Source organism: Streptomyces sp. NBC_01465 (assembly GCF_036227325.1).
Taxonomy (GTDB): domain Bacteria; phylum Actinomycetota; class Actinomycetes; order Streptomycetales; family Streptomycetaceae; genus Streptomyces.
Genome location: NZ_CP109467.1, coordinates 3895892 through 3914752 on the forward strand (window position 1 = coordinate 3895892; position 18861 = coordinate 3914752).

General features: G+C 69.1%; 22 protein-coding genes. 13 read left to right on the top strand and 9 right to left on the bottom strand.

Annotated features, from left to right (window positions below; genetic code table 11):
- Window positions 1-303: 303 nt before the first annotated feature.
- Entirely contained in the window at window positions 304-600 is a 297-nt protein-coding gene (locus OG707_RS18325; protein WP_329119569.1) for a hypothetical protein, read from the bottom strand.
- 132 nt (window positions 601-732) lie between these two features.
- Between OG707_RS18325 and OG707_RS18330 the strand changes: the two genes are divergently transcribed.
- Both OG707_RS18330 and OG707_RS18335 read left to right on the top strand, forming a co-directional pair.
- Window positions 733-1926: a pyridoxal phosphate-dependent aminotransferase gene (locus OG707_RS18330; RefSeq protein ID WP_329119571.1), complete on the top strand. Its 1194-nt coding sequence runs from the start codon at window positions 733-735 to the stop codon at window positions 1924-1926.
- A gap of 119 nt (window positions 1927-2045) precedes the next feature.
- Window positions 2046-3221: a glycosyltransferase family 39 protein gene (locus OG707_RS18335; RefSeq protein WP_443071348.1), complete on the top strand. Its 1176-nt coding sequence runs from the start codon at window positions 2046-2048 to the stop codon at window positions 3219-3221.
- 3 nt (window positions 3222-3224) lie between these two features.
- On the opposite strand, the gene OG707_RS18340 is transcribed toward OG707_RS18335, so the two are convergent.
- Together OG707_RS18340 and clpB are read right to left on the bottom strand one after the other, a co-directional pair.
- Window positions 3225-3776 (bottom strand): YbjN domain-containing protein, encoded by a 552-nt coding sequence (locus OG707_RS18340; protein ID WP_329119573.1) that lies wholly within the window; start codon window positions 3774-3776, stop codon window positions 3225-3227.
- Between the two features lie 90 nt (window positions 3777-3866).
- On the bottom strand, window positions 3867-6497 hold the full coding sequence (gene clpB, locus OG707_RS18345; RefSeq protein ID WP_329119575.1) for an ATP-dependent chaperone ClpB: 2631 nt from the start codon (window positions 6495-6497) through the stop codon (window positions 3867-3869).
- Window positions 6498-6603: 106 nt separating this feature from the next.
- On the opposite strand from clpB, the gene OG707_RS18350 reads away from it, so the two are divergent.
- Entirely contained in the window at window positions 6604-6987 is a 384-nt protein-coding gene (locus tag OG707_RS18350; RefSeq protein WP_329119577.1) for a pyridoxamine 5'-phosphate oxidase family protein, read from the top strand.
- Window positions 6988-7106: 119 nt separating this feature from the next.
- Here OG707_RS18350 and OG707_RS18355 read toward each other — a convergent pair whose 3' ends face one another.
- Window positions 7107-7430: a (2Fe-2S)-binding protein gene (locus tag OG707_RS18355; RefSeq protein ID WP_329119579.1), complete on the bottom strand. Its 324-nt coding sequence runs from the start codon at window positions 7428-7430 to the stop codon at window positions 7107-7109.
- 338 nt (window positions 7431-7768) lie between these two features.
- On the opposite strand from OG707_RS18355, the gene OG707_RS18360 reads away from it, so the two are divergent.
- Entirely contained in the window at window positions 7769-8752 is a 984-nt protein-coding gene (locus tag OG707_RS18360; RefSeq protein ID WP_443071349.1) for a helix-turn-helix transcriptional regulator, read from the top strand.
- Window positions 8753-8873: 121 nt separating this feature from the next.
- Window positions 8874-9254 (top strand): DUF4234 domain-containing protein, encoded by a 381-nt coding sequence (locus OG707_RS18365; protein ID WP_329119581.1) that lies wholly within the window; start codon window positions 8874-8876, stop codon window positions 9252-9254.
- A gap of 91 nt (window positions 9255-9345) precedes the next feature.
- On the opposite strand, the gene OG707_RS18370 is transcribed toward OG707_RS18365, so the two are convergent.
- Window positions 9346-10041, bottom strand: coding sequence for a response regulator transcription factor (locus OG707_RS18370; protein ID WP_329119582.1), 696 nt, complete (start codon window positions 10039-10041; stop codon window positions 9346-9348).
- On the bottom strand, window positions 10041-11198 hold the full coding sequence (locus tag OG707_RS18375) for a sensor histidine kinase (RefSeq protein WP_329119584.1): 1158 nt from the start codon (window positions 11196-11198) through the stop codon (window positions 10041-10043). Before OG707_RS18375 ends, OG707_RS18370 begins: the two co-directional genes overlap by 1 nt.
- A gap of 120 nt (window positions 11199-11318) precedes the next feature.
- On the opposite strand from OG707_RS18375, the gene OG707_RS18380 reads away from it, so the two are divergent.
- The 3 genes from OG707_RS18380 to OG707_RS18390 are packed head-to-tail and all read left to right on the top strand — an operon-like array spanning window position 11319 to window position 13188.
- On the top strand, window positions 11319-11816 hold the full coding sequence (locus tag OG707_RS18380; protein WP_329119586.1) for a hypothetical protein: 498 nt from the start codon (window positions 11319-11321) through the stop codon (window positions 11814-11816).
- 20 nt (window positions 11817-11836) lie between these two features.
- Window positions 11837-12964, top strand: coding sequence for a hypothetical protein (locus tag OG707_RS18385; protein WP_329119589.1), 1128 nt, complete (start codon window positions 11837-11839; stop codon window positions 12962-12964).
- Window positions 12961-13188: a hypothetical protein gene (locus OG707_RS18390; protein ID WP_329119591.1), complete on the top strand. Its 228-nt coding sequence runs from the start codon at window positions 12961-12963 to the stop codon at window positions 13186-13188. The genes OG707_RS18385 and OG707_RS18390 overlap by 4 nt, the downstream gene beginning before the upstream one ends.
- Window positions 13189-13201: 13 nt before the next feature.
- On the opposite strand, the gene OG707_RS18395 is transcribed toward OG707_RS18390, so the two are convergent.
- Both OG707_RS18395 and OG707_RS18400 read right to left on the bottom strand, forming a co-directional pair.
- Window positions 13202-13924 (bottom strand): N-acyl homoserine lactonase family protein, encoded by a 723-nt coding sequence (locus tag OG707_RS18395; protein WP_329119594.1) that lies wholly within the window; start codon window positions 13922-13924, stop codon window positions 13202-13204.
- A gap of 22 nt (window positions 13925-13946) precedes the next feature.
- On the bottom strand, window positions 13947-14399 hold the full coding sequence (locus tag OG707_RS18400; protein WP_329119596.1) for a carboxymuconolactone decarboxylase family protein: 453 nt from the start codon (window positions 14397-14399) through the stop codon (window positions 13947-13949).
- Between the two features lie 83 nt (window positions 14400-14482).
- On the opposite strand from OG707_RS18400, the gene OG707_RS18405 reads away from it, so the two are divergent.
- Complete coding sequence (locus OG707_RS18405) at window positions 14483-15364, top strand: sigma-70 family RNA polymerase sigma factor (protein WP_329119598.1); 882 nt, start codon at window positions 14483-14485, stop codon at window positions 15362-15364.
- On the opposite strand, the gene OG707_RS18410 is transcribed toward OG707_RS18405, so the two are convergent.
- The gene (locus OG707_RS18410; RefSeq protein ID WP_329119600.1) at window positions 15329-15796 is read right to left on the bottom strand and encodes an ATP-binding protein; all 468 of its coding nucleotides are present in this window, start codon (window positions 15794-15796) and stop codon (window positions 15329-15331) included. The genes OG707_RS18405 and OG707_RS18410 overlap by 36 nt on opposite strands.
- A 228-nt stretch (window positions 15797-16024) precedes the next feature.
- Here OG707_RS18410 and OG707_RS18415 point away from each other — a divergent pair, with 228 nt between their 5' ends.
- From OG707_RS18415 to OG707_RS18430, 4 genes are read left to right on the top strand one after another with little or no spacing between them, the layout of a single operon-like run.
- Window positions 16025-16912: a helix-turn-helix domain-containing protein gene (locus OG707_RS18415; RefSeq protein ID WP_329119602.1), complete on the top strand. Its 888-nt coding sequence runs from the start codon at window positions 16025-16027 to the stop codon at window positions 16910-16912.
- Window positions 16913-16923: 11 nt separating this feature from the next.
- Window positions 16924-17112 carry a DUF397 domain-containing protein gene (locus tag OG707_RS18420; RefSeq protein WP_329119604.1) on the top strand — a complete coding sequence of 63 codons (189 nt, stop codon included), beginning with the start codon at window positions 16924-16926 and terminating at the stop codon, window positions 17110-17112.
- Window positions 17109-17570: a hypothetical protein gene (locus OG707_RS18425; RefSeq protein ID WP_329119605.1), complete on the top strand. Its 462-nt coding sequence runs from the start codon at window positions 17109-17111 to the stop codon at window positions 17568-17570. Before OG707_RS18420 ends, OG707_RS18425 begins: the two co-directional genes overlap by 4 nt.
- Window positions 17567-18772, top strand: a complete 1206-nt coding sequence (locus OG707_RS18430) for a hypothetical protein (protein ID WP_329119607.1) — start codon at window positions 17567-17569, stop codon at window positions 18770-18772. Before OG707_RS18425 ends, OG707_RS18430 begins: the two co-directional genes overlap by 4 nt.
- Window positions 18773-18861: the final 89 nt, after the last annotated feature.

An 18861-nucleotide genomic window follows, 5' to 3' on the forward strand; every position in this document is an offset into this window, starting at 1 on the left:
GACCGGGGTCTCCCCGGAATGGTGTCAGGGGTGGTGGGGACGCCTTCTCGGAGCCGTACCGCAGCCTGTGCGGTTGCTCAGGGCTGATGCTTCAGGTCCGAGGGCAACTTCTTCATTCAACAGCGAGGGAATCATGAAGTGCGTGGCGCTCACAGCGTTTTTACCCAACTTGACGGGGTTTCCATCCCCTCGGGGGCTTCACGGTTCATACGTTCAACAGCAGGGTCAACACGGACGCGCCCGGCGGGTGTTGACCCACCGGGCGCGTACCCCGGGATGCCCGGTGGAATCAGCTGCCCCGTGTCAGCTGGAACCACCGCATCCCCCGCCCCCGCCGCAGGACGAGCCGCCCCCGCAGGAGTGCCCGCCGCCGCCACAGGAGTGGTGACCTCCGGAGTGCCCGGAACTCCCCGAGTCCCCGGAGCCGCTGTCGCCGGCCCACCAGCTGGAGCCGCCCGCCGCAGCGGAGCCGGAGCTGCCGCGGTGCGAACGTCCCCCGCGCGCCGCGACGCCTTTTGCCACCCGCCGCCGCGCCATGAAGTTGGCCAGCGCCACGACCACCATGAACACCACGAACAGCACGAAGATGAAAGCGAGCATCGCCCTCACCGTCCTTTCGTCCCGCATCCCCCGAAGCGGCTAGCGCTCCGTGCGCTCCTTGCGTGGAGTGGGGATGCCCCTGCCCTCTCGAACCCAAAGCAGAGTTGAGCAACTCCAGAGGTTCGGCGCAGGATGGCCGCCATGACGCGCCCTCTGCTCAACCGCCGCCTCGCCGAATTCGGGACCACGATCTTCGCCGAGATGTCCGCACTCGCCCTCTCCACCGGTTCGATCAACCTCGGGCAGGGCTTCCCGGACACGGACGGCCCCGAGGAGATCCGCGAGGCAGCCGTACGGGCGCTGCGCGACGGCCGCGGCAACCAGTACCCGCCGGGCCCCGGCGTCCCCGAGCTCCGCACCGCGATCGCCGACCACCAGCAGAGCCGCTACGCCCTCTCCTACGACCCCGACACCGAGGTCCTGGTCACCGCGGGCGCCACGGAGGCCATCGCCGCATCCCTCCTCGCGCTGGTGGAGCCGGGCGACGAGGTGATCGCCCTGGAGCCGTACTACGACTCCTACGCGGCCTGCATCGCGATGGCGGGCGGCACCCGCGTCCCCGTCACGCTCCGCCCCCGCGACGGCGCCTACCACCTGGACCTGGACGAGCTCCGCGACGCGATCACCGACCGCACGCGCCTCATCCTCCTCAACACCCCCCACAACCCCACCGGCACCGTCCTCACCCGCGACGAGCTCGCCGCGATCGCCGCCCTCGCGGTCGAGCGCGACCTCCTCGTCATCACCGACGAGGTCTACGAACACCTCACCTTCGACGGCGCCGCACACATCCCCCTCGCCACCTTCCCCGGCATGCGCGAGCGCACGGTCACCATCTCCTCGGCCGGCAAGACGTACTCCTTCACCGGCTGGAAGGTCGGCTGGGCGACGGCGTCCCCCGCTCTGATCACCGCGGTCCGCTCGGCGAAGCAGTTCCTCACCTACGTCTCGGCGGGCCCCTTCCAGTACGCGGTCGCCGAGGCCCTGCGCCTCCCCGCCGCCTACTACGACGACCTCCGCGCCGACCTGAGCGCCAAGCGCGACCTGCTGAGCGACGGCCTCCAGGCGGCGGGCTTCGAGGTCTACCGCCCCTCCGGCACGTACTTCGTCACCACCGACATCCGCCCGCTCGGACCTGCGCTCTCCCAGAACGGCGACGGCTTCGCCTTCTGCCGCGCACTCCCCGACCGCATCGGCGTCGTCGCGATCCCCAACGCGGTCTTCTACGACCACCGCGAACAGGGCGCCCCCTTCGTACGGTTCGCGTTCTGCAAGCGGACCGAGGTCCTCCAGGACGCGGTGGACCGCCTCAAGGGACTTTCCTGACACGGCACTTACCTCCCGCCCCACCACCCGGTCGGCCCGCCCCGGGTCGCGCGCGGACCGCCGAGCACGGAGGGTCGGTCTGTCCGACCCTGTGCCCGCACGCCGCCCGGAGGTTCCCCGTGTCCGCCGACCTCAGCCAACAGGCCGCGGTGGCCCGGCCGGCCTCCGTCACCACGCGCCGCCGCCCCGCGCTGCTGCGCCGTGCGGCCCCCGCGCTCGGGCTGTTCGCGGCGGCGCGGCTGACCGGGCTCGTGCTGCTCGCCCTCTGGTCGTGGCACCTGGGGCACAGCCCGCTGACGATCATCGGCAACAGCTGGGACGCGAAGTGGTACACCTCCGTCGCCGCCCACGGGTACGGCGCGCGCACCTTCACGTACCCCAACGGCGACGTCCAGAGCGACCTCGCCTTCTTCCCGCTCTACCCGGCGCTGATCCGGGCCGTGGCGACCGTCCTCCCGGTCACCGGCGGCGGCGCGGGACTCCTCGTCTCCTGGGCCGCGGCCGCGGCGGCCGCCTGCGGGATCTACGCGATCGGCGAGCGGCTCCACGGGCGCAGGACGGCGACCCTGCTCGTCCTGCTCTGGGGCCTGCTGCCGCACGCCGTCGTCCTGTCGATGGCGTACACCGAGCCGGTGCTCACCGCCCTCGCCGCCTGGTCGCTGTACGCGCTGCTCGCCCGCAACTGGCTCTGGGCGGGCAGCCTGGCAGCGCTCGCCGGCCTGTCCCGGCCCAACGGGTACGCGGTCGCGGCGGCGGTCTGCGTGGCAGCCTTGATCGAGGTCGTACGCGGCCGGGCGACCGCCCGCGTCTGGGCGGCGGGCCTGCTCGCTCCGCTCGGCTGGGTGGGGTTCGTGCTGTGGGTCGGGGCGCGCAAGGGCGACGTACTCGGCGGCTACTTCACCGTCCAGGACAAGTGGGGTTCGCGCTTCGACTTCGGCGTCGGCTGGCTGCGGCTCGCCCGCGACCTGCTGCTCCGCCCGGCCCCGGTGGTCCTCACGGTGAGCCTGCTGATCGTCGCCGCCGCGGTGCTCCTGTACGTACTCCTGATCCTGGAACGCCCGCCCCTGGCCCTGCTCGTCTACACCGGCGCGCTGCTGCTGGTCGCGGTCGGCGGCACGGGCTTCTTCGAGTCGAAGCCGCGCTTCCTGCTGCCCGCCTTCCCGCTGCTGATCCCGCTCGCGCTCGCCATGACGAAAGCCCGGCCGAGGACCGCGATCGTGGTGATCACGGCGCTCGCCGGGCTGTCGTTCGGCTACGGCGCCTACCTGCTGACCAGCGCGCACATGCCGTTGTAGGTACTAGGCGTCGTCGCCGTCGGCCTGCTCGGTGCCGGTGCCCGGCTCGTCGGTGCCGGACTCCAGGTCCTGCTCCAGGCCGAGCTGCTCGACGAGCCACTTGTCGAACTCGATCGAGGCGCGCACCCAGCTCACCGTCGACGACACGAAGTGCTCGAGGCTGACGCCGGTGCCGATCAGCATCTGCGCCTCACCGATGAGACGGACGGAGCCGTCGTCGTGGGTGTGCGTGTACGCCTTCGGCCACAGGGTGCGGCGGTTCCAGTCGTCGATCAGCTCGAGAAGCTGGAGCTTCTCCTCGATCTTGTGCTCACGGTCGTAGAACGTCCGGACCGAGAAGACCTGCTGGTCGTCCTCGCCGCGGAACATGAAGTACGTGCGGAATTCCTCCCACGGCGCGGCGAGGTCACCCTCGTCGTCGAGAACGTACTTCAGCTCCATCTGCTCGAGGAGCTGCTTGACCAGGTCCTGGTCGGGAACGACGGGGCCCGCCGGTCCGGCCTGCGGCTCGGGCTGGCCCCCGAAGTTCGGAATGGAGGACGGGTCGATGCTCATGTCTTGGATTGCCCTTCGTACGAGTCCCGCCAGTCTCCCCCATGCCGGGCGGGGGCTGGCAACCCCCGCCCGCCACTATCAGCTGCGGGCTTATTCCTTTGCCTGTTCCTTTGCCTGTTCCGCTGCCTGTACCCCTGCTTCCGCCCGCCCCACGATGAGCCCGTCCTCGAACCGGTCCACGCGCACCGTGTCCCCGTCCGTGACCTCGCCCGCCAGGATCTCCTTGGCGAGCCGGTCGCCGATCGCCGTCTGGATGAGGCGGCGCAGCGGGCGCGCGCCATACGCCGGGTCGTTGCCCTCGTCCGCCAGCCAGGCCAGCGCCTCGGGCGTGATGTCGAGCGTGAGCCTGCGCTCGGCCAGCCGCTTCGCGAGCCGCCCGATCTGGAGCTCGGCGATGTGCGCCAGCTCGTCCCGCGACAGGGCCGAGAAGACGACCAGGTCATCGAGCCGGTTGAGGAACTCCGGCTTGAAGGACGCCCGTACGACGTCCAGGACCTGCTGCTTCTTCTCCTCCGGCTTGGTCAGCGGATCGACCAGGTACTGGCTGCCGAGGTTCGACGTGAGGATCAGGATGGTGTTGCGGAAGTCCACCGTCCGCCCCTGCCCGTCCGTCAGCCGCCCGTCGTCGAGCACCTGCAGCAGGACGTCGAAGACCTCGGGGTGGGCCTTCTCGACCTCGTCCAGGAGCACCACGCTGTACGGTCGCCGGCGCACGGCCTCCGTGAGCTGGCCGCCCTCCTCGTAGCCGACGTACCCGGGCGGGGCGCCGACGAGGCGAGCCACCGAGTGCTTCTCGCCGTACTCGCTCATGTCGATGCGGATCATGGCCCGCTCGTCGTCGAAGAGGAAGTCCGCCAGGGCCTTCGCCAGCTCGGTCTTGCCGACACCGGTCGGGCCGAGGAAGAGGAACGAGCCCGTCGGCCGGTCGGGGTCGGCGATTCCGGCGCGCGTACGCCGGACCGCGTCCGAGACCGCCTGGACGGCCTCGCTCTGCCCGATGAGCCGCTTGCCGAGCTCCTCCTCCATGCGCAGGAGCTTCTGCGTCTCGCCTTCCAGCAGCCGCCCGGCCGGAATCCCGGTCCAGGAGCCGACCACGTCCGCGATGTCGTCGGGGCCGACCTCTTCCTTGACCATGGTGTCGGTCCGCGCCTCGGCCTCCGCCTCGGCGGCCTCCTCCAGCTCGCGCTCCAGGCCGGGGATCTCCCCGTACAGCAGCTGGGAAGCGGTGTCGAAGTCGCCGTCGCGCTGGGCGCGCTCGGCCTGGCCGCGCAGGTCGTCGAGCTGTTCCTTCAGCTCACCGACGCGGTTGAGGCCCTGCTTCTCCTTCTCCCAGCGTGCGGTGAGGCCGCGCAGCTCCTCCTCCTTGTCGGCGAGGTCGCGGCGCAGCTTTTCGAGGCGCTGCTTGGAGGCGGGGTCGGACTCGTTCTTGAGGGCCAGCTCCTCCATGCGCAGCCGGTCGACGGAGCGCTGCAGCTCGTCGATCTCCAGCGGCGAGGAGTCGATCTCCATACGGAGCCGGGACGCGGCCTCGTCGACGAGGTCGATGGCCTTGTCGGGGAGGAAGCGGGAGGTGATGTACCGGTCGGAGAGGGTCGCCGCGGCCACCAGCGCGGAGTCCGCGATCACCACCTTGTGGTGCGCCTCGTAGCGGCCCTTGAGCCCGCGCAGGATCGCGATGGTGTCCTCGACGGTGGGCTCGGCGACCAGCACCTGCTGGAAGCGCCGCTCCAGCGCCGGGTCCTTCTCGATGCGCTCGCGGTACTCGTCGAGGGTCGTCGCCCCGACCATGCGCAGCTCGCCGCGGGCCAGCATCGGCTTGAGCATGTTGCCCGCGTCCATGGCGGAGTCGCCGCCGGCGCCGGCGCCCACGACGGTGTGCAGCTCGTCGATGAAGGTGATGATTTGCCCGTCGCTCTCCTTGATCTCGGAGAGGACGGTCTTCAGCCGCTCCTCGAACTCGCCGCGGTACTTGGCGCCCGCGACCATCGCGCCCAGGTCGAGCGAGACGAGCTTCTTGTTCTTGAGCGACTCGGGAACGTCGCCCTTCACGATGCGCTGGGCAAGACCCTCGACGACGGCCGTCTTGCCGACGCCGGGCTCGCCGATGAGGACCGGGTTGTTCTTCGTACGCCGGGACAGCACCTGCACGACGCGGCGGATCTCCGCGTCCCGCCCGATGACCGGGTCGAGCTTGCCGTCACGGGCCGCGGCCGTGAAGTCCGTACCGAACTTCTCCAGGGCCTTGTACTGGCCCTCGGGGTCGGGAGTGGTCACCCGGCGCCCTCCCCTGCTGGTCTCGAATGCTTCAAGGAGCTTCTTGGCACTGGCGCCCTGCCCGGACAGTACGTCGCCGGCCGGACCGCCCTTGGCGGCGATGCCGATGAGCAGGTGCTCGGTGGAGAGGTAGTCGTCGCCGAGCTCCTTGGCGCGCTGGGCGGCGTCCGCGATGACGGCGAGCAGGTCGCGGTTGGGCTGCGGCGGCGAGACGGTGGAGCCCGCCACGGAGGGCAGCGCGGCGAGGATCCGCTCGGCTCCTGCCCGTACGACAGCCTGGTCCGCGTCGACGGCGGCCAGCAGGTCGGTGATGTTCGCGTTGTCCTCGCCCGCGAGGAGGGCGAGCAGCAGATGTGCGGGCGTCAGGTCGGGGTGCCCGCCGGACACGGCCCGGCTGGTGGCCGCGTTGATCGCATCCCGGCTCTTGTTGGTCAGCTCGGCGTCCACGTGTGCTCTCTCCTCCTGGTCCCTGGAATCCCTGCCATGTATGACTCAGTCAACCTGTACAAAGTTGAGTCTATTCCACTCAAGGTCGGATCGATACATTCGCCCCATGACCAGCACGACGACCAGCACCACGAGCAGCTTCTGGCGCGAGAACCACCTCTGCACCCTGACGACGCTCCGACCCGACGGCACCCCGCACGTGGTGCCGGTGGGCGTGACGTACGAACCGGAGGAGGGCGTGGCCAGGATCATCACCAACAAGGGGTCGCGCAAGGTCTCCCACGTACGCGCCGATGCGCGGGCCGCCGTCTGCCAGGTGGACCGCAGGCGCTGGGCAACGCTGGAGGGGCGGGCCGTCGTACGGACGGAGCCGGACGCCGTCGCCGACGCGGTGGCCCGCTACGCGGTGCGGTACGGGCGCACCCCGGCACCCAACCCGGACCGGGTCCTGATCGAGATCACGGTGGACCGGACCCTGGGGAACTCCTGAACCTGCTGAACCTGCTGAACTTGCTGAACGCAGCACAGCGGCGCCACCGTGTTCAGGTCACGGTGGCGCCGCTGTGTGGGGGAAGCGCCTGAGCGATTTAAAACGACGGGGGAATCGCTTCAGGCACTGCGGGGGGTGGCTTGTTCGGTGGTGTCCTGCTCGATCAACTGGTGATCGCGCCGGTCGAGATTGACGAAGACCATCCCGTACCGGATGGCACACCGCACGGGCTGCGGTGCCCCTCGCGGCTTGCGGAGACATCGGTAGGCCCGGACGTCGTCGTCCTCTTCGCGTACGACCACGATCGGCTCGCCGAACAGGGTGACCATGAGGGAGTCACCCCGGTGGGGAATGGCGGACCCAAGATCGATGAAGTGCCAGCCTGAGCGGTAGGCGGTCGCCATTTCCCGACGGAAGGTTCTGTCGTCGGGTGGAGTCGTCATGTCAGTTCCCGGACCCGTTGCCCGAGGGGGGCACAGGCCAAGAAGTGTCATCGGCACCATTGATGTTCGCGCCGATCGACGGCCACGACGTGTCCGCCCGGACGTCACCCTTTGCGTTGGAGAGCCCGCCCAGGGCCCCGAAGGCGAGTGCGGCTGCGAAAGCGGCGACAGGCGCCAGGCGAAGCAGTTTCTTACCCATAGTCGACTTCGTCCTCACTTGAAGGTCCCCTTCCCCCGCTCACTGCGTAAGACGATGGCTCATTCAGGCACGTCATGGCCACACAATCGATGCATCATGTTCCTGCACGGGCAGGACCCTGGGGGGTGGAGATATCACAATGAATCAGGCCAAAGCCACACATCCCCATGCAGTGACTGATCTGTGCGACGAGGGAGGCCGCCTCTATGCGACCGCTCTTCGCGCGGGCCGCATCGCCCGTGCGGACGTCGAATCCGCCCCCTGCCTGCTGGATTCCGCCCTTTTGCACGCCGACCCCGCCGACGCGGACTGGCTGCGTCCCGTGCCGCCGTCGGTCGCCCTCGCGAGACGGCTCAACCCCATAGAACGTGAAATCACGGAGCGCAGGCGGTTGTCCACCCAACTGGCCGATGCTTTCGAGCCGTTCATGGATCTCAGCGCGCAGGATGCGGCGTCCTCCCACTCGATCACGGTGCTCGAAGGCAGCGACCGGATCAACGCGGCGCTCAACCTGTCCACGATCCAGTGCCAGACCGAGGCGCTGTCGGTCCAGCCGAGCTTCCACATATCCGAGAAGAACCTGCTGCTCGGCCTGGAACGCGACCGGCCGCTGATCGAACGCGGCGTGCGCATCCGGACGCTCTACCAGCACACCGCCCGGTACAACCCGACGAAGCTGGCCTATGTGGACCAGCTCTCCAACGGCAAGGTCGAGTACCGCACGATCGACGAACTGGTCGAACGACTCGTCATCTGCGACGAGACGGTCGCCTTCATCGCCATACGCGAGGACCAGCAGGTCGCCCTCGAAGTCCGCAACCAGAGCCTCGTCCGCTACCTCATCAAGGTCTTCGAGTTCATGTGGGGCCGCGCGGTCCCCCTCAGCGCCGGCGCCCCCTACGAGACCGCCCCCGACGGCATCACCGACATCCAGCACTCCATCGCCAAGCTCCTCGTCGAAGGGCACGTGGACGAGGCCATAGCGCGCAGGCTGGGCATGAACGTACGGACCTGCCGCGCCCACGTCGCCAAACTCTCCGCCGCACTGGGCAGCGGCAGCCGCGCCCAACTCGGCTATCTCATCGCCCAGTCGGGGATCCTGGAGCAGGAGGACGGCAGCTGACATCGTGATGGTTCCGTGATGACCTTCACAGTCCCATCACACCCCCCGCCCCGTACGCTCCTGAATTCCCCCTCCCCCCACCTCAGAGGGACCTCCAGCAACTCAGCTTCCGGGGAGACCCATGTCCACCGACGCACGCACCCAGGCGCCCGCCGGCCAGAGCTCCAGCCCTGTCGGGGTCTGGCTGCTCACCCTCATCACCTTCGGCATCTACTGGATGGTCTGGTACTACAAGGTCAACAAGCAGGTGAAGGCCGTCGATCCGACGATCGAGGTCAGCCCGGGCAAGGCCCTGCTCGCCGTGACCTTCGGCTGCATCCTGATCGTGCCGCCCTTCGTCTCCATCGCGAAGACCGGCTCCCGCATCGCCCAGGCCCAGCGCGCCGCCGGCGTCACCCCCGACTGCTCCGGCGGCGTGGGTGTCCTGCTCGGTTTCGTCCTCGGTCTGACGCCGCTCTACTACCAGAGCAAGCTCAACACCGTCTGGGACGCCCGCGCCTGACGCCCTCAGTCCATCGCCCCAACTGCCGCCGGTCCGCTGCGTTTTCAGGTACACAGCAGGCCGGCGGCAGTCTTCGTGCATCGTGCATCGTTCATCGCGGCGGGACCGCAAGACCCGCCTCGTACGCGATGATCACCAGCTGGACCCGGTCGCGCGCGTCCAGCTTCGTGAAGAGCCGTGCCACGTGGGACTTGGTCGTGGCGACGGTGATGTGCAGCCGGTCGCTGATCTCCGTGTTCGACAGACCCCGTGCCACCAGCGCCAGCACCTCCCTCTCGCGCTCCGTGATCGCCCCCAACTCCCGCCCCGGTGGCGCTGGTTCGGGGCGGGACGCGAACTCGCCGATCAGGCGGCGCGTGACACTCGGGGCGATCAGGGCGTCCCCCGCGGCCACCACCCGGACCGCCGCGATGATCTCCTCCAGGGCCATGTCCTTGACCAGGAAGCCGGAGGCTCCGGCGCGCAGGGCCGCGTAGACGTACTCGTCGTCGTCGAAGGTCGTCAGGACCAGGATGTGCGGGGTCGCGCCCGCCGCCGTGATCCGGCGGGTGGCCTCGATGCCGTCCATGCCGGGCATGCGGATGTCCATCATCACGACGTCGGGGGCGAGCGACGCCGCCAGTTCGACCGCTTCCGTCCCCGTGCCCGCCTCGCCGGCCACCTCGATCCCCGGGGTGTCGTTGATCAGCACGCGCAGCCCGGAGCGGACCAGCGGCTGGTCGTCGGCGAGGACGATACGGATCGGAGCCGGAGCGGACCGCAGCTCCGGAGCGGACTGCTCAGCCATCACGCTGCCCCCACACCGGCAGCCAGCGGCAGCCGTACCGCCACCCGGAACCCGCCCTCGGGACGCGGCCCAGCCGTGAACTCCCCGTCCAGCAGCGCCACTCGCTCGCGCATCCCGATCAGACCGAAGCCCGTCGTGGCCACCAGGCCCCCCTTCCCCTCGTCGACGACCGACAGGGCCAGCGCCTGCGGATCGCGTACGTCTATCGTCACCCTGCACTCCCGGACGCCCGCATGCCGTACGACATTGGTCAGCGACTCCTGCACGATCCGGAACGCGGCCAGGTCGATGTCCGCGGGCAACTCCCGCCGCTCGCCCTGCCATTCGACGTCCGCCCGCACCCCCGCGTCCCGCGTGGACGCGACGAGACGGTCCAGGTCCACAAGACCGGGCGTGGGCTCGAGCGGTACGGACTCCGGATCCGCCCCCGCGTCCGTCCGCCGCAGGGCGCCCAGCGTGCGGCGCAGCCCCGACAGGGTCTCGCGGCTGGTGGCCTCGATGGTCGTGAGCGCGTTGCGCGCCTCGGCCGGCTGGGTGTCGATGACCCGGCTGCCCACCCCGGCCTGGATGGCGATCACCCCGATGCTGTGGGCGATCATGTCGTGCAACTCCCTTGCGATACGCAGGCGTTCGCTCGTCACCGCCTGCGCGGCGGTCTGCGCGGCGAGTTCAGCGGAATGTTCTCTGCGTTCACGGATCGAGTACCCGAGCAGCCAGGCGGCGAGGAGCGTGAGGACGGGCAGCAGGAACAGCTCCTGCTCGGTCCTGGTCGCGCTGATGCCGAGGATGAGGAGTTGGGCCGGAAGCGCCACGGCGGCCGCCGCGATCGCACTGCGGCGCGACCGGGTCGCCACGATGTGGCCGACGACCGCGGCGCCCACGAGCAGCAGCGGATACGTGACCACTGCGCCGGGCCGCGAAGACGCCGCGACTCCCGACCCGACGAGCACGAACACCAGCCCCACCAGCGGACTGCGCCGCAGCAGCCCGGTGAGGAGGACCGTGAGGGCGACCGCCAGGACGGCCTGCGCACCGACGGCCCGGTCGGGGCGCGACCCGGGCGACACCACCAGAATCATCACCAGCGGGTAGAGCACCGCCCCGCACCAGGACAGCACCGTCCGTACCCGCCCCAGCTTCCCTCGCGTCGTCACCATGGCCCGAGAGTAACGGCCTGACCTGCAAGAAGACATTGGCCCGAGGGCGTACGACCACGGGCTGACGTCACGTCGTACGGTGGAGATGTTGACGGTGAACGCACAAGCCACGGGGGCCACATGACCGACGTACCGCGCCAACGACTCGACGTATCAGGACCGGTGGGAGGATCGGTGGGCATCACCTCGGGCCCCACCCCGTCCCCGGGCCTGTCCCCCTCCCCGACCCCTCCGGGCGGCGACGGCGGCAGCAGCCCGTCACCCTCGCCCACGCCCTCCCCGTCCCCCAACCCGTCGCCCACCCCCAAACCGGACTGGGAGGTGGACCCCGACCTCTGGGTCGACCCCAACTGGCTCCGCGAGCGCGCGGCCGACTGCGACGAGGTGGCCGACGCGCTCGCCCGCCTCATCGGGCCCGCGCAGGACGCGGCGAAGGGTCTCGGCTGGTCGGCGAAGGGGTGGAGCTTCAGCGACAGCATCGACGAGATGCAGGGCCGCTGGCAGGACATCAACCAGCTCATACGGGACCGGCTGCACCACGGCGCGGACAACTTCCGTACGTGCGCGGACGCCTACGACGACCTCGAGACGACCAACGCCGCGTACTTCCGCGGCTGAAGGGCCAGGGCACAGACCTCATGGTGACGTTCAACCAGCTCGTCCAGCTCGATGTCGAGGGCATGGAGAAGTTCGCCCAGCTCTGGGAGGAGATCCACAAGGTGGTGGCCAGAGCCCAGGACGGCTTCGGCGACCAGGTGCTCAAACCGCTGCGGGACGAGGTGTGGAAGGGCGAGGGCGGGGATGCCGCCGAGGCGTACTGCGCGCGCGTCCACATGGACCTCGGGGCGCTCGACGCGGAGGTCAAGAGCCTCCGGAAGTTCATCGACACGGAGGCCGACGGGGCGTCAGGCACCGGCGGAGTCAAGGGACTTGAGGGATACCAGCGAACCGCTCTCGACCTGCGCCGCCAGGGCCAGGAGAAGGGAATCACCATCAACGACGACGGCTCTGTCAGCTGGTCGTCGCTCACCGACCCGAACGATCCGGAGTCCGTACGGGTCGCCGACGACCGCGCCAAGACCGCCCACGCGATCGAGAAGCAGGCCAAGGACGTCCTGGACCGGGCGACCGCGGACGACGAGTGGCTGGCCCTCAGCCTCAAGGTGATCTTCGGTACGACGTCCAACTTCGAGACGGAGAACCGCGCTTTCGACACCCAGGAGGCCACCGCCCACGACCGCAAAGTCCACAACCAGCTCAACAACATGGGTGCCGCCCTCAACGCCAAGGGCATGGTCAACGCCGCGGGCCTGGTCCAGCACTACCTCGACGGCAGCGGCAAGACTGTCGAGGTCGAGCCGCAGCAGCTGATGAAGGACATCCCCGCCTTCCAGAAGGACGTCGACAAGACCCTCGCCACGGACGTCCGCAAGCGCCCCGACGGCCCTTTCACCACCGAGTGGCAGTCGAGCGCGCCGGACCCGAAGGACGGCGACAAGAGCATGGACTGGTACTACGCGCTCAACCACATCCAGTACCGCACGGTCGGCGAGAAGCACGGCGACACGATCACCTACCACGTCGAGGTGCAGAAGCGGTACGACTGGGGCACCCCCAGCGAACACCGCCGCACCCAGCACTCGGGCATGCCCAAGCCCTTCAACACCGACCTGGAGCAGGCCGACATCGCACACCTCAACACCGTAGGAACGGCACGGGACTTCAACGTCGTCGGCACCTCGGACGAGATGACGACGACGGCATGAGCGAGCGCTACACGGGACGCCATACGGGAACCAGGCCGACCCCTCCCCCGCCGAAGGACCGCCGTACGCTCAAGAGGGCCGCGCTCTGGGTGCTGATGTCGGCCTGCGTCGTCTTCATCATCTGGACCGCCTGGGCGGCGATCGTGGGCTGGAACAACCTCGACAACCCGCCCCCCGACGAGGACCACCTCTGCTCGGGCCAGTCCCGTACGTGCGAGCCCTAGACGGTCGGCTCCGTCAACTACCGGGCTCCCAGACCGAGTTGTCGTGCGCGAACAGCACCCGCCGCGGATCGAAGTCGGCGATCCGGTCCAGCCACCCCGGATACCCGGGCAGCGGTCCTGCCACCCCCTCCAGGGCGGCGCGGCGGGCCAGCTGGGCGGAGGCGTAGTGCGAGGCGAAGTCGTGCGCCTGCCCGGCGAGAATCACCGCGCCGTCGGGCCGGCGTACGGCGAGGGACTGATGACCGGCGGTGTGGCCGGGGGTCGGGATGATCCACACCCCGGGCAGGATCTCCGCCTCGCCCTCCAGCTCCTCGTACAACACCCCGCCGAAGTCAACCAGTTGGTCCGCCGTGTAGTCCCCGCCCCGCGCGGCGCCGAGCTCCTCCCGCTGGACAAAAACGGGCGTCCCCGCGAACAGTGGATTGCCGCCGCAGTGATCGAAGTGCAGATGGCAGTTGACGACCTGCGTGATGTCCTCCACCCCCACCCCTGCGGCCCCCAACGCCGCCTCCAGCGGCCTGCGGTGCGGCCGGTAGTGGGCCTCGGTCTCCGCCCCCGCGTCCCCGAGCCCCGTGTCGAAGAGCAGCAGCCCGCCCTCGTGCCGTACGAGATACGCGAGGACCGGCTCGACGCGCGGCTCCCCGCTCCCCGTCTCGGAGGCGGGCCGCACGAAGTACCCAAGATCCAGGCGGCGTACGGGCACGGAGGTATCGCTGGAGATCACCATCCGCCCCATACTGCCGCCTGCCCCCGCCCGCCTACCAGGTCGCGCCCGCGACCTGCCGGGTCGTGGCGTTGAGCCGGTTGAAGAGGTTCGTCAGCCCGATCATGAGGATGATCGCGGCGAGCTCGTCCTCGGTGAAGTGGTCGGCAGCCGCGTCCCACACGTCGTCCGGCACACCCCGCCCGTCGGCCAGCCGGGTCGCGGACTCCGCCAGCTCCAGCGCGGCACGCTCGGAGTCACTGAAGTACGGGGCCTCGCGCCACACGGCGACCGAGTGCAGCTGGTCGTCGGTCACCCCGCTCTTCTTCGCACTCGGTATGCCTCCGACCACACAGGCGCTGCACCCGTTGATCTGCGATACCCGCATGTGGACGAGCTCCATGGTCACTCCGGAGGCGGCGCTCTTCTCGATCGCCTTGACCAGGTCGAGGATCGCGGTCATCGCGCCGGGGACGATCTGGGCCGGGTTCTTCATTCGTGCCTGCATGTCGGAACTCCTTCGTAAGCTTCCTGAACAGTCTGTTTTCGTCCGTACACAGCACTGACGGATCGCAACGAGGGAATGTGACAGTGGACGAGAAGAATCTTCTGGCCGAGCGCTTCGAGGAGAACAGGACCCATCTCAGGGCCGTCGCCTACCGCATGCTCGGCTCGGTCGCCGAGGCCGAGGACGCGGTCCAGGAGTCCTGGTTCAGGGCCGACCGCTCGGACCTCTCCGAGGTCCGGAACCTCTCCGGCTGGCTGACCACGGTCGTGGGCCGCGTCTGCCTCGACATGCTCCGCACCCGCAAGGCCCGCCGCGAGGACCTCCTCGACACCCACATCCCGGACCCGCTGGTCACCCGCATCGACTCTCCCGTGACCGACCCCGAGCAGGAGGTCCTCCAGGCGGACGCGGTCGGCCTGGCCCTCCTCGTGGTCCTGGAGACGCTGCCCCCGGCCGAACGTCTCGCCTTCGTACTCCACGACATGTTCGCCGTCCCCTTCGACGACATCGCCCCGATCGTGGACCGCACCCCCACAACGACCCGCCAGCTCGCCAGCCGCGCCCGCCGCAAGGTCGAGGGCTCGGCCCCGTCCCCCGACCCGGACCAGGCGCGCCAGCGCGAGGTGGTCGAGGCGTTCCTGGCGGCGGCCCGCGAGGGCGACTTCGAGGCGCTGGTCTCGGTCCTGGACCCGGACATCGTCTTCCGCCTGGACGCCGGCTCGGACCTCTCCCGTCTCGTACGGGGAGCGACGACGGTGGCGAGCGGCGCCATCACCTTCTCGCGCAACGCCCCCCACTCGCGCCTGGTCCTCATCAACGGCGAGGTGGGCCTCTTCGCGACCATGGAAGGCAACCCGATCTCGCTCATGGCGTTCACCGTCAAGGACGGCAAGGTCGCGGAGATCAACCTCCTCACGGACCCGTCCCGCCTAACCCCGATCGCCGACGCCCTCACCACCGGCTGAGGCCCCCAACTCGAACCAGACCCCCTTGGCATGCCGCCCACCCCGGTCCTGTACGACCCCCCACAGGTCCGCGGTGGCGGCAACAACCCCCAGCCCGAGCCCGTAGCACTCCAGCGCCCCGGCCTGCCGCGGCACGGGCAGGGCGGAACTCTCGTCGAAGACACTGACCCGCACCCGCCACGGCCGCACCAGCATGCGCACCATCGCCTCGCCCTTGGTGTGCAGATGGACGTTGGTGACGAGCTCCGAGGTGCAGAGGGTGGCGGCCGCGACGAGGTGCGCGAGCTCGCGCGCGAGCAGAACGGAGCCGACGAAGTCGCGGCAGACCTTGGGCGCGGAGGCATCCCCCGGGGTGAACAGGCTGTAGGTGTGGACGCGTTGGAGGGGCTCCCGGTGCGGGGCATGGCGTTGGTCGGGGTCCAGGTCTTCCATGGGATGTCCCTTCGGTGGACGACCCGCCGCGATGGCGTTGTCCGGCCCGGGTGGGTGCCGGGACGGGTGCACTTTCTGCGTACGGGCACAAGGCATTGCCTCAACCTCATAGCGTGACGATTACACCACCCACGGTAGGGCAGGAGGGTTCTACTTATCAACCCAAACGTCCTAATCGATGGACCAATCCCCCTGACCAGGGCAGACTTTGGGCGAGCCACTGAGGAGATGCCTGTGGGACTGCGCACCACGATCAGCGAGCGCCAGCGGCGACTCGGGTTCGAGCTCAAACAGCTGCGCGAGCACGCAGGACTGAGCGCAGGCGAAGCCGCCGAACGGATCAACATGAGCCGTGGGCAGCTCAGCCACATCGAACTGGGTCGCACGTCCGTCCTGACCGACCGCCTACTTGATCTCTGCCAAACGTACGGGCGCGCAGAAGAACCCTACGTAAGTGCTCTGGTCGCCATGTCCGAGGCGACGGGCAAAGGCTGGTGGTCCGCGTACCGCAAAGTGATCGGGACGGGCCCGCGCAACCTTGCCGAGCTGGAGGACTCGGCCCGCGAACTGCGCACTCACCAGCCTCTGTTCATCCCCGGGCTCCTCCAGACCGAGGAGTACGCGCGCGCCATCTTCCTGAGCCCGAAGCTGGGCTTCGAGAACATCGACGAAGCGCTAGCGTTCCGCATGGAGCGCCAGCGCGCCCTGACGGCCGGCTCCCCGCCCGCGGTACACGCCGTCATCCACGAGGCGGCACTGCACATGCGCTTCGGAGGCGCCACGATCCTCCGTCAACAGCTCCTTCACCTGGTCGAGCTTGCCCGTCTGCCCCATGTGACCATCCAGATCTACCCGTTCACGGCGGAGGCGTACGGCGCACTGAGCGGCCCCTTCCACTACGTACGCCCTACGCTTCCGGAGCTGGCCACGGTGGTCCTGGAGCAGCCGACCGGCCTCCTCTACCTCACCGAGCGGGAACAACTAGGCCAGTACGACACGTTGTTCGAGCAACTGTCCGACCACGCGCTGCCCCCCATCAACCCCTCGGCTGCCTCGTCCCCGCAGGCGACAAAGGACTCGACAGCTCTGCTCCAGCACCTCCTCTACTCCCTCTAGGAAGGTCCCGGATGCCCGCGCTCACTTGGCAGAAGTCATCGTTCAGCGGCGGCCCGGAGGGCGAGTGCGTCTATGTCACCGCCACCCCAGACGGAACGATCCGCCTCCGCGAGAGCGACACCCCCAACACTCAACTCACCACAACGCCCCCGGGCCTCGCCGCACTCCTGAACTACGCGAGGAACAGCGCGCGCCCATGACGACCAGTCCCGCGATGCTGGGTGCCGCAGCAGAGCTCCTCGTCGCGGCCGAGTTCGCGTTGGCCGGGCTTCAGGTCTACGAGCCACTGGCAGACGACCGCGGAGTCGACCTCCTGGTGGACCTCGGGGCAGGGCGACACCTGTTGGTCCAGGTCAAGTCGGCCCGGATCGGAGCGCGCGACAGCTACATCTTCATGAGCAAGAAGCACTTCCCGCTGGAACCCCACCGTGCGGTCGCCTTGGTGATCTTTCCAGCCGACGGCGAGCGGGAGTTCTTCTTGATCCCGTCCGCAACATGGCAGGACGCATCACCGCCCTTCACCGACTACGACTATGAGGGAAAGAAGAGCGCCCCCGAGTACGGCCTCAGACTGCACCGCCATCATTGGCGCGAGCACCTGGCCACATGGTCCCTGCGCGAGCAGATGAAGCTGGTTGTCGGGCAGGCCTCCGGGTGACGGCCGAAGAAGCCACAACGTTCTACGCCCATCACGCCACCCTCGAAGGGCTGTTGCAGCGAGGGCGTGGCCTGGGCGCGCTCCGAGCCAGAGAAGACCCTTCGGCAGCCGCGCCCTTCGTCTACGACGGGATCCGCCGCGACTGGACATGGGAGAACCTAGTCGACGAACGCGACGTGTATCTGGCCCAGTTGGTCAGGGACCTCAACATGTCCCCGACCCCGATTGTGGACCAGCTGGCCGGCTCCGAGGACGCATGCGAGCGAGCCGCCGACGTGCTGGAACTGCTCGCACTCGCAGGGAACGACGAAGCCCGGGACGGACTGCGGGCCTACATCCGCGACGGCGTGTACTGGGTCTCCGTCCTGGAGTCCATGGCAGATCGCTGGCCGGACGCCTGGTGGGAGGACCTGGGCGACGTCGCACGAGCCCGCATCGGCCAGGAGCCGGAGCAACCGTGGCACATGGAGCCCTGGACCCGCTTCGGGGTCGAAATACGCCGTCCAACCCCATGCCCGACCCCCCACGACCTGAGCGGACATTCGGACGGCGAACTGCTCGACCTGCTGACCAGTTCCCCGCCCGCCGACCGCATCCGGCTCGCCGCTCTACGCGAACTGAGCCTCCGGGACCCAGTGGAGGGACTGATCCCCCTCGTACCGTCCCTAGTCGCACCGAACGGACCACACCCCCAAGTCGGCCTCATCCAGGCAGTCGAGCACCTCGGCGCTCTGGCCGTTCCAGCGGCACGCCTCTGGGCGGCTGACGAATCGGAATGGCTGGCCCGTCTCGGCCGGGACGTTCTCGCCGACCAACTCGTCCCCGAAGCACTACCGGTACTCGTGGCCGAACTCGCCGAAGAACGCAGGACCCGCACCTGGTGCGGCCCCGAAACCACCGCCAAGAAACTCGCCCGATACGGCCCCGCGGCCGCCCAAGCAGCCGGGGACCTGCGCTTCCTCTGGCTGCACACCCCGCACTCCTACTCACGGACCGCCTGCCTGGAAGCACTGGCCGCCATCGACCCGTCGGGCCAGGACTACCCCCACACCGAATCGCTGTGGGACTGCCAGGAACAGGCGCGGGTCCTCGGCATCACCCACGCCCCTGACATCCCCGCGACCCGCGAGCGCATCACTTCGCTCCGTGTCGACCCGATGGAGACCACCGAAGTGCGGGCTGCAGCAACTTCGCGGCATTGACGCTGAGTTCAGAGGGAGTCTGGGCGCACAGCCGCTCGTACCTCCTCGGATTCTGCCGGTGGTGATGGCACCGGGTTTCGTGGCCGGGT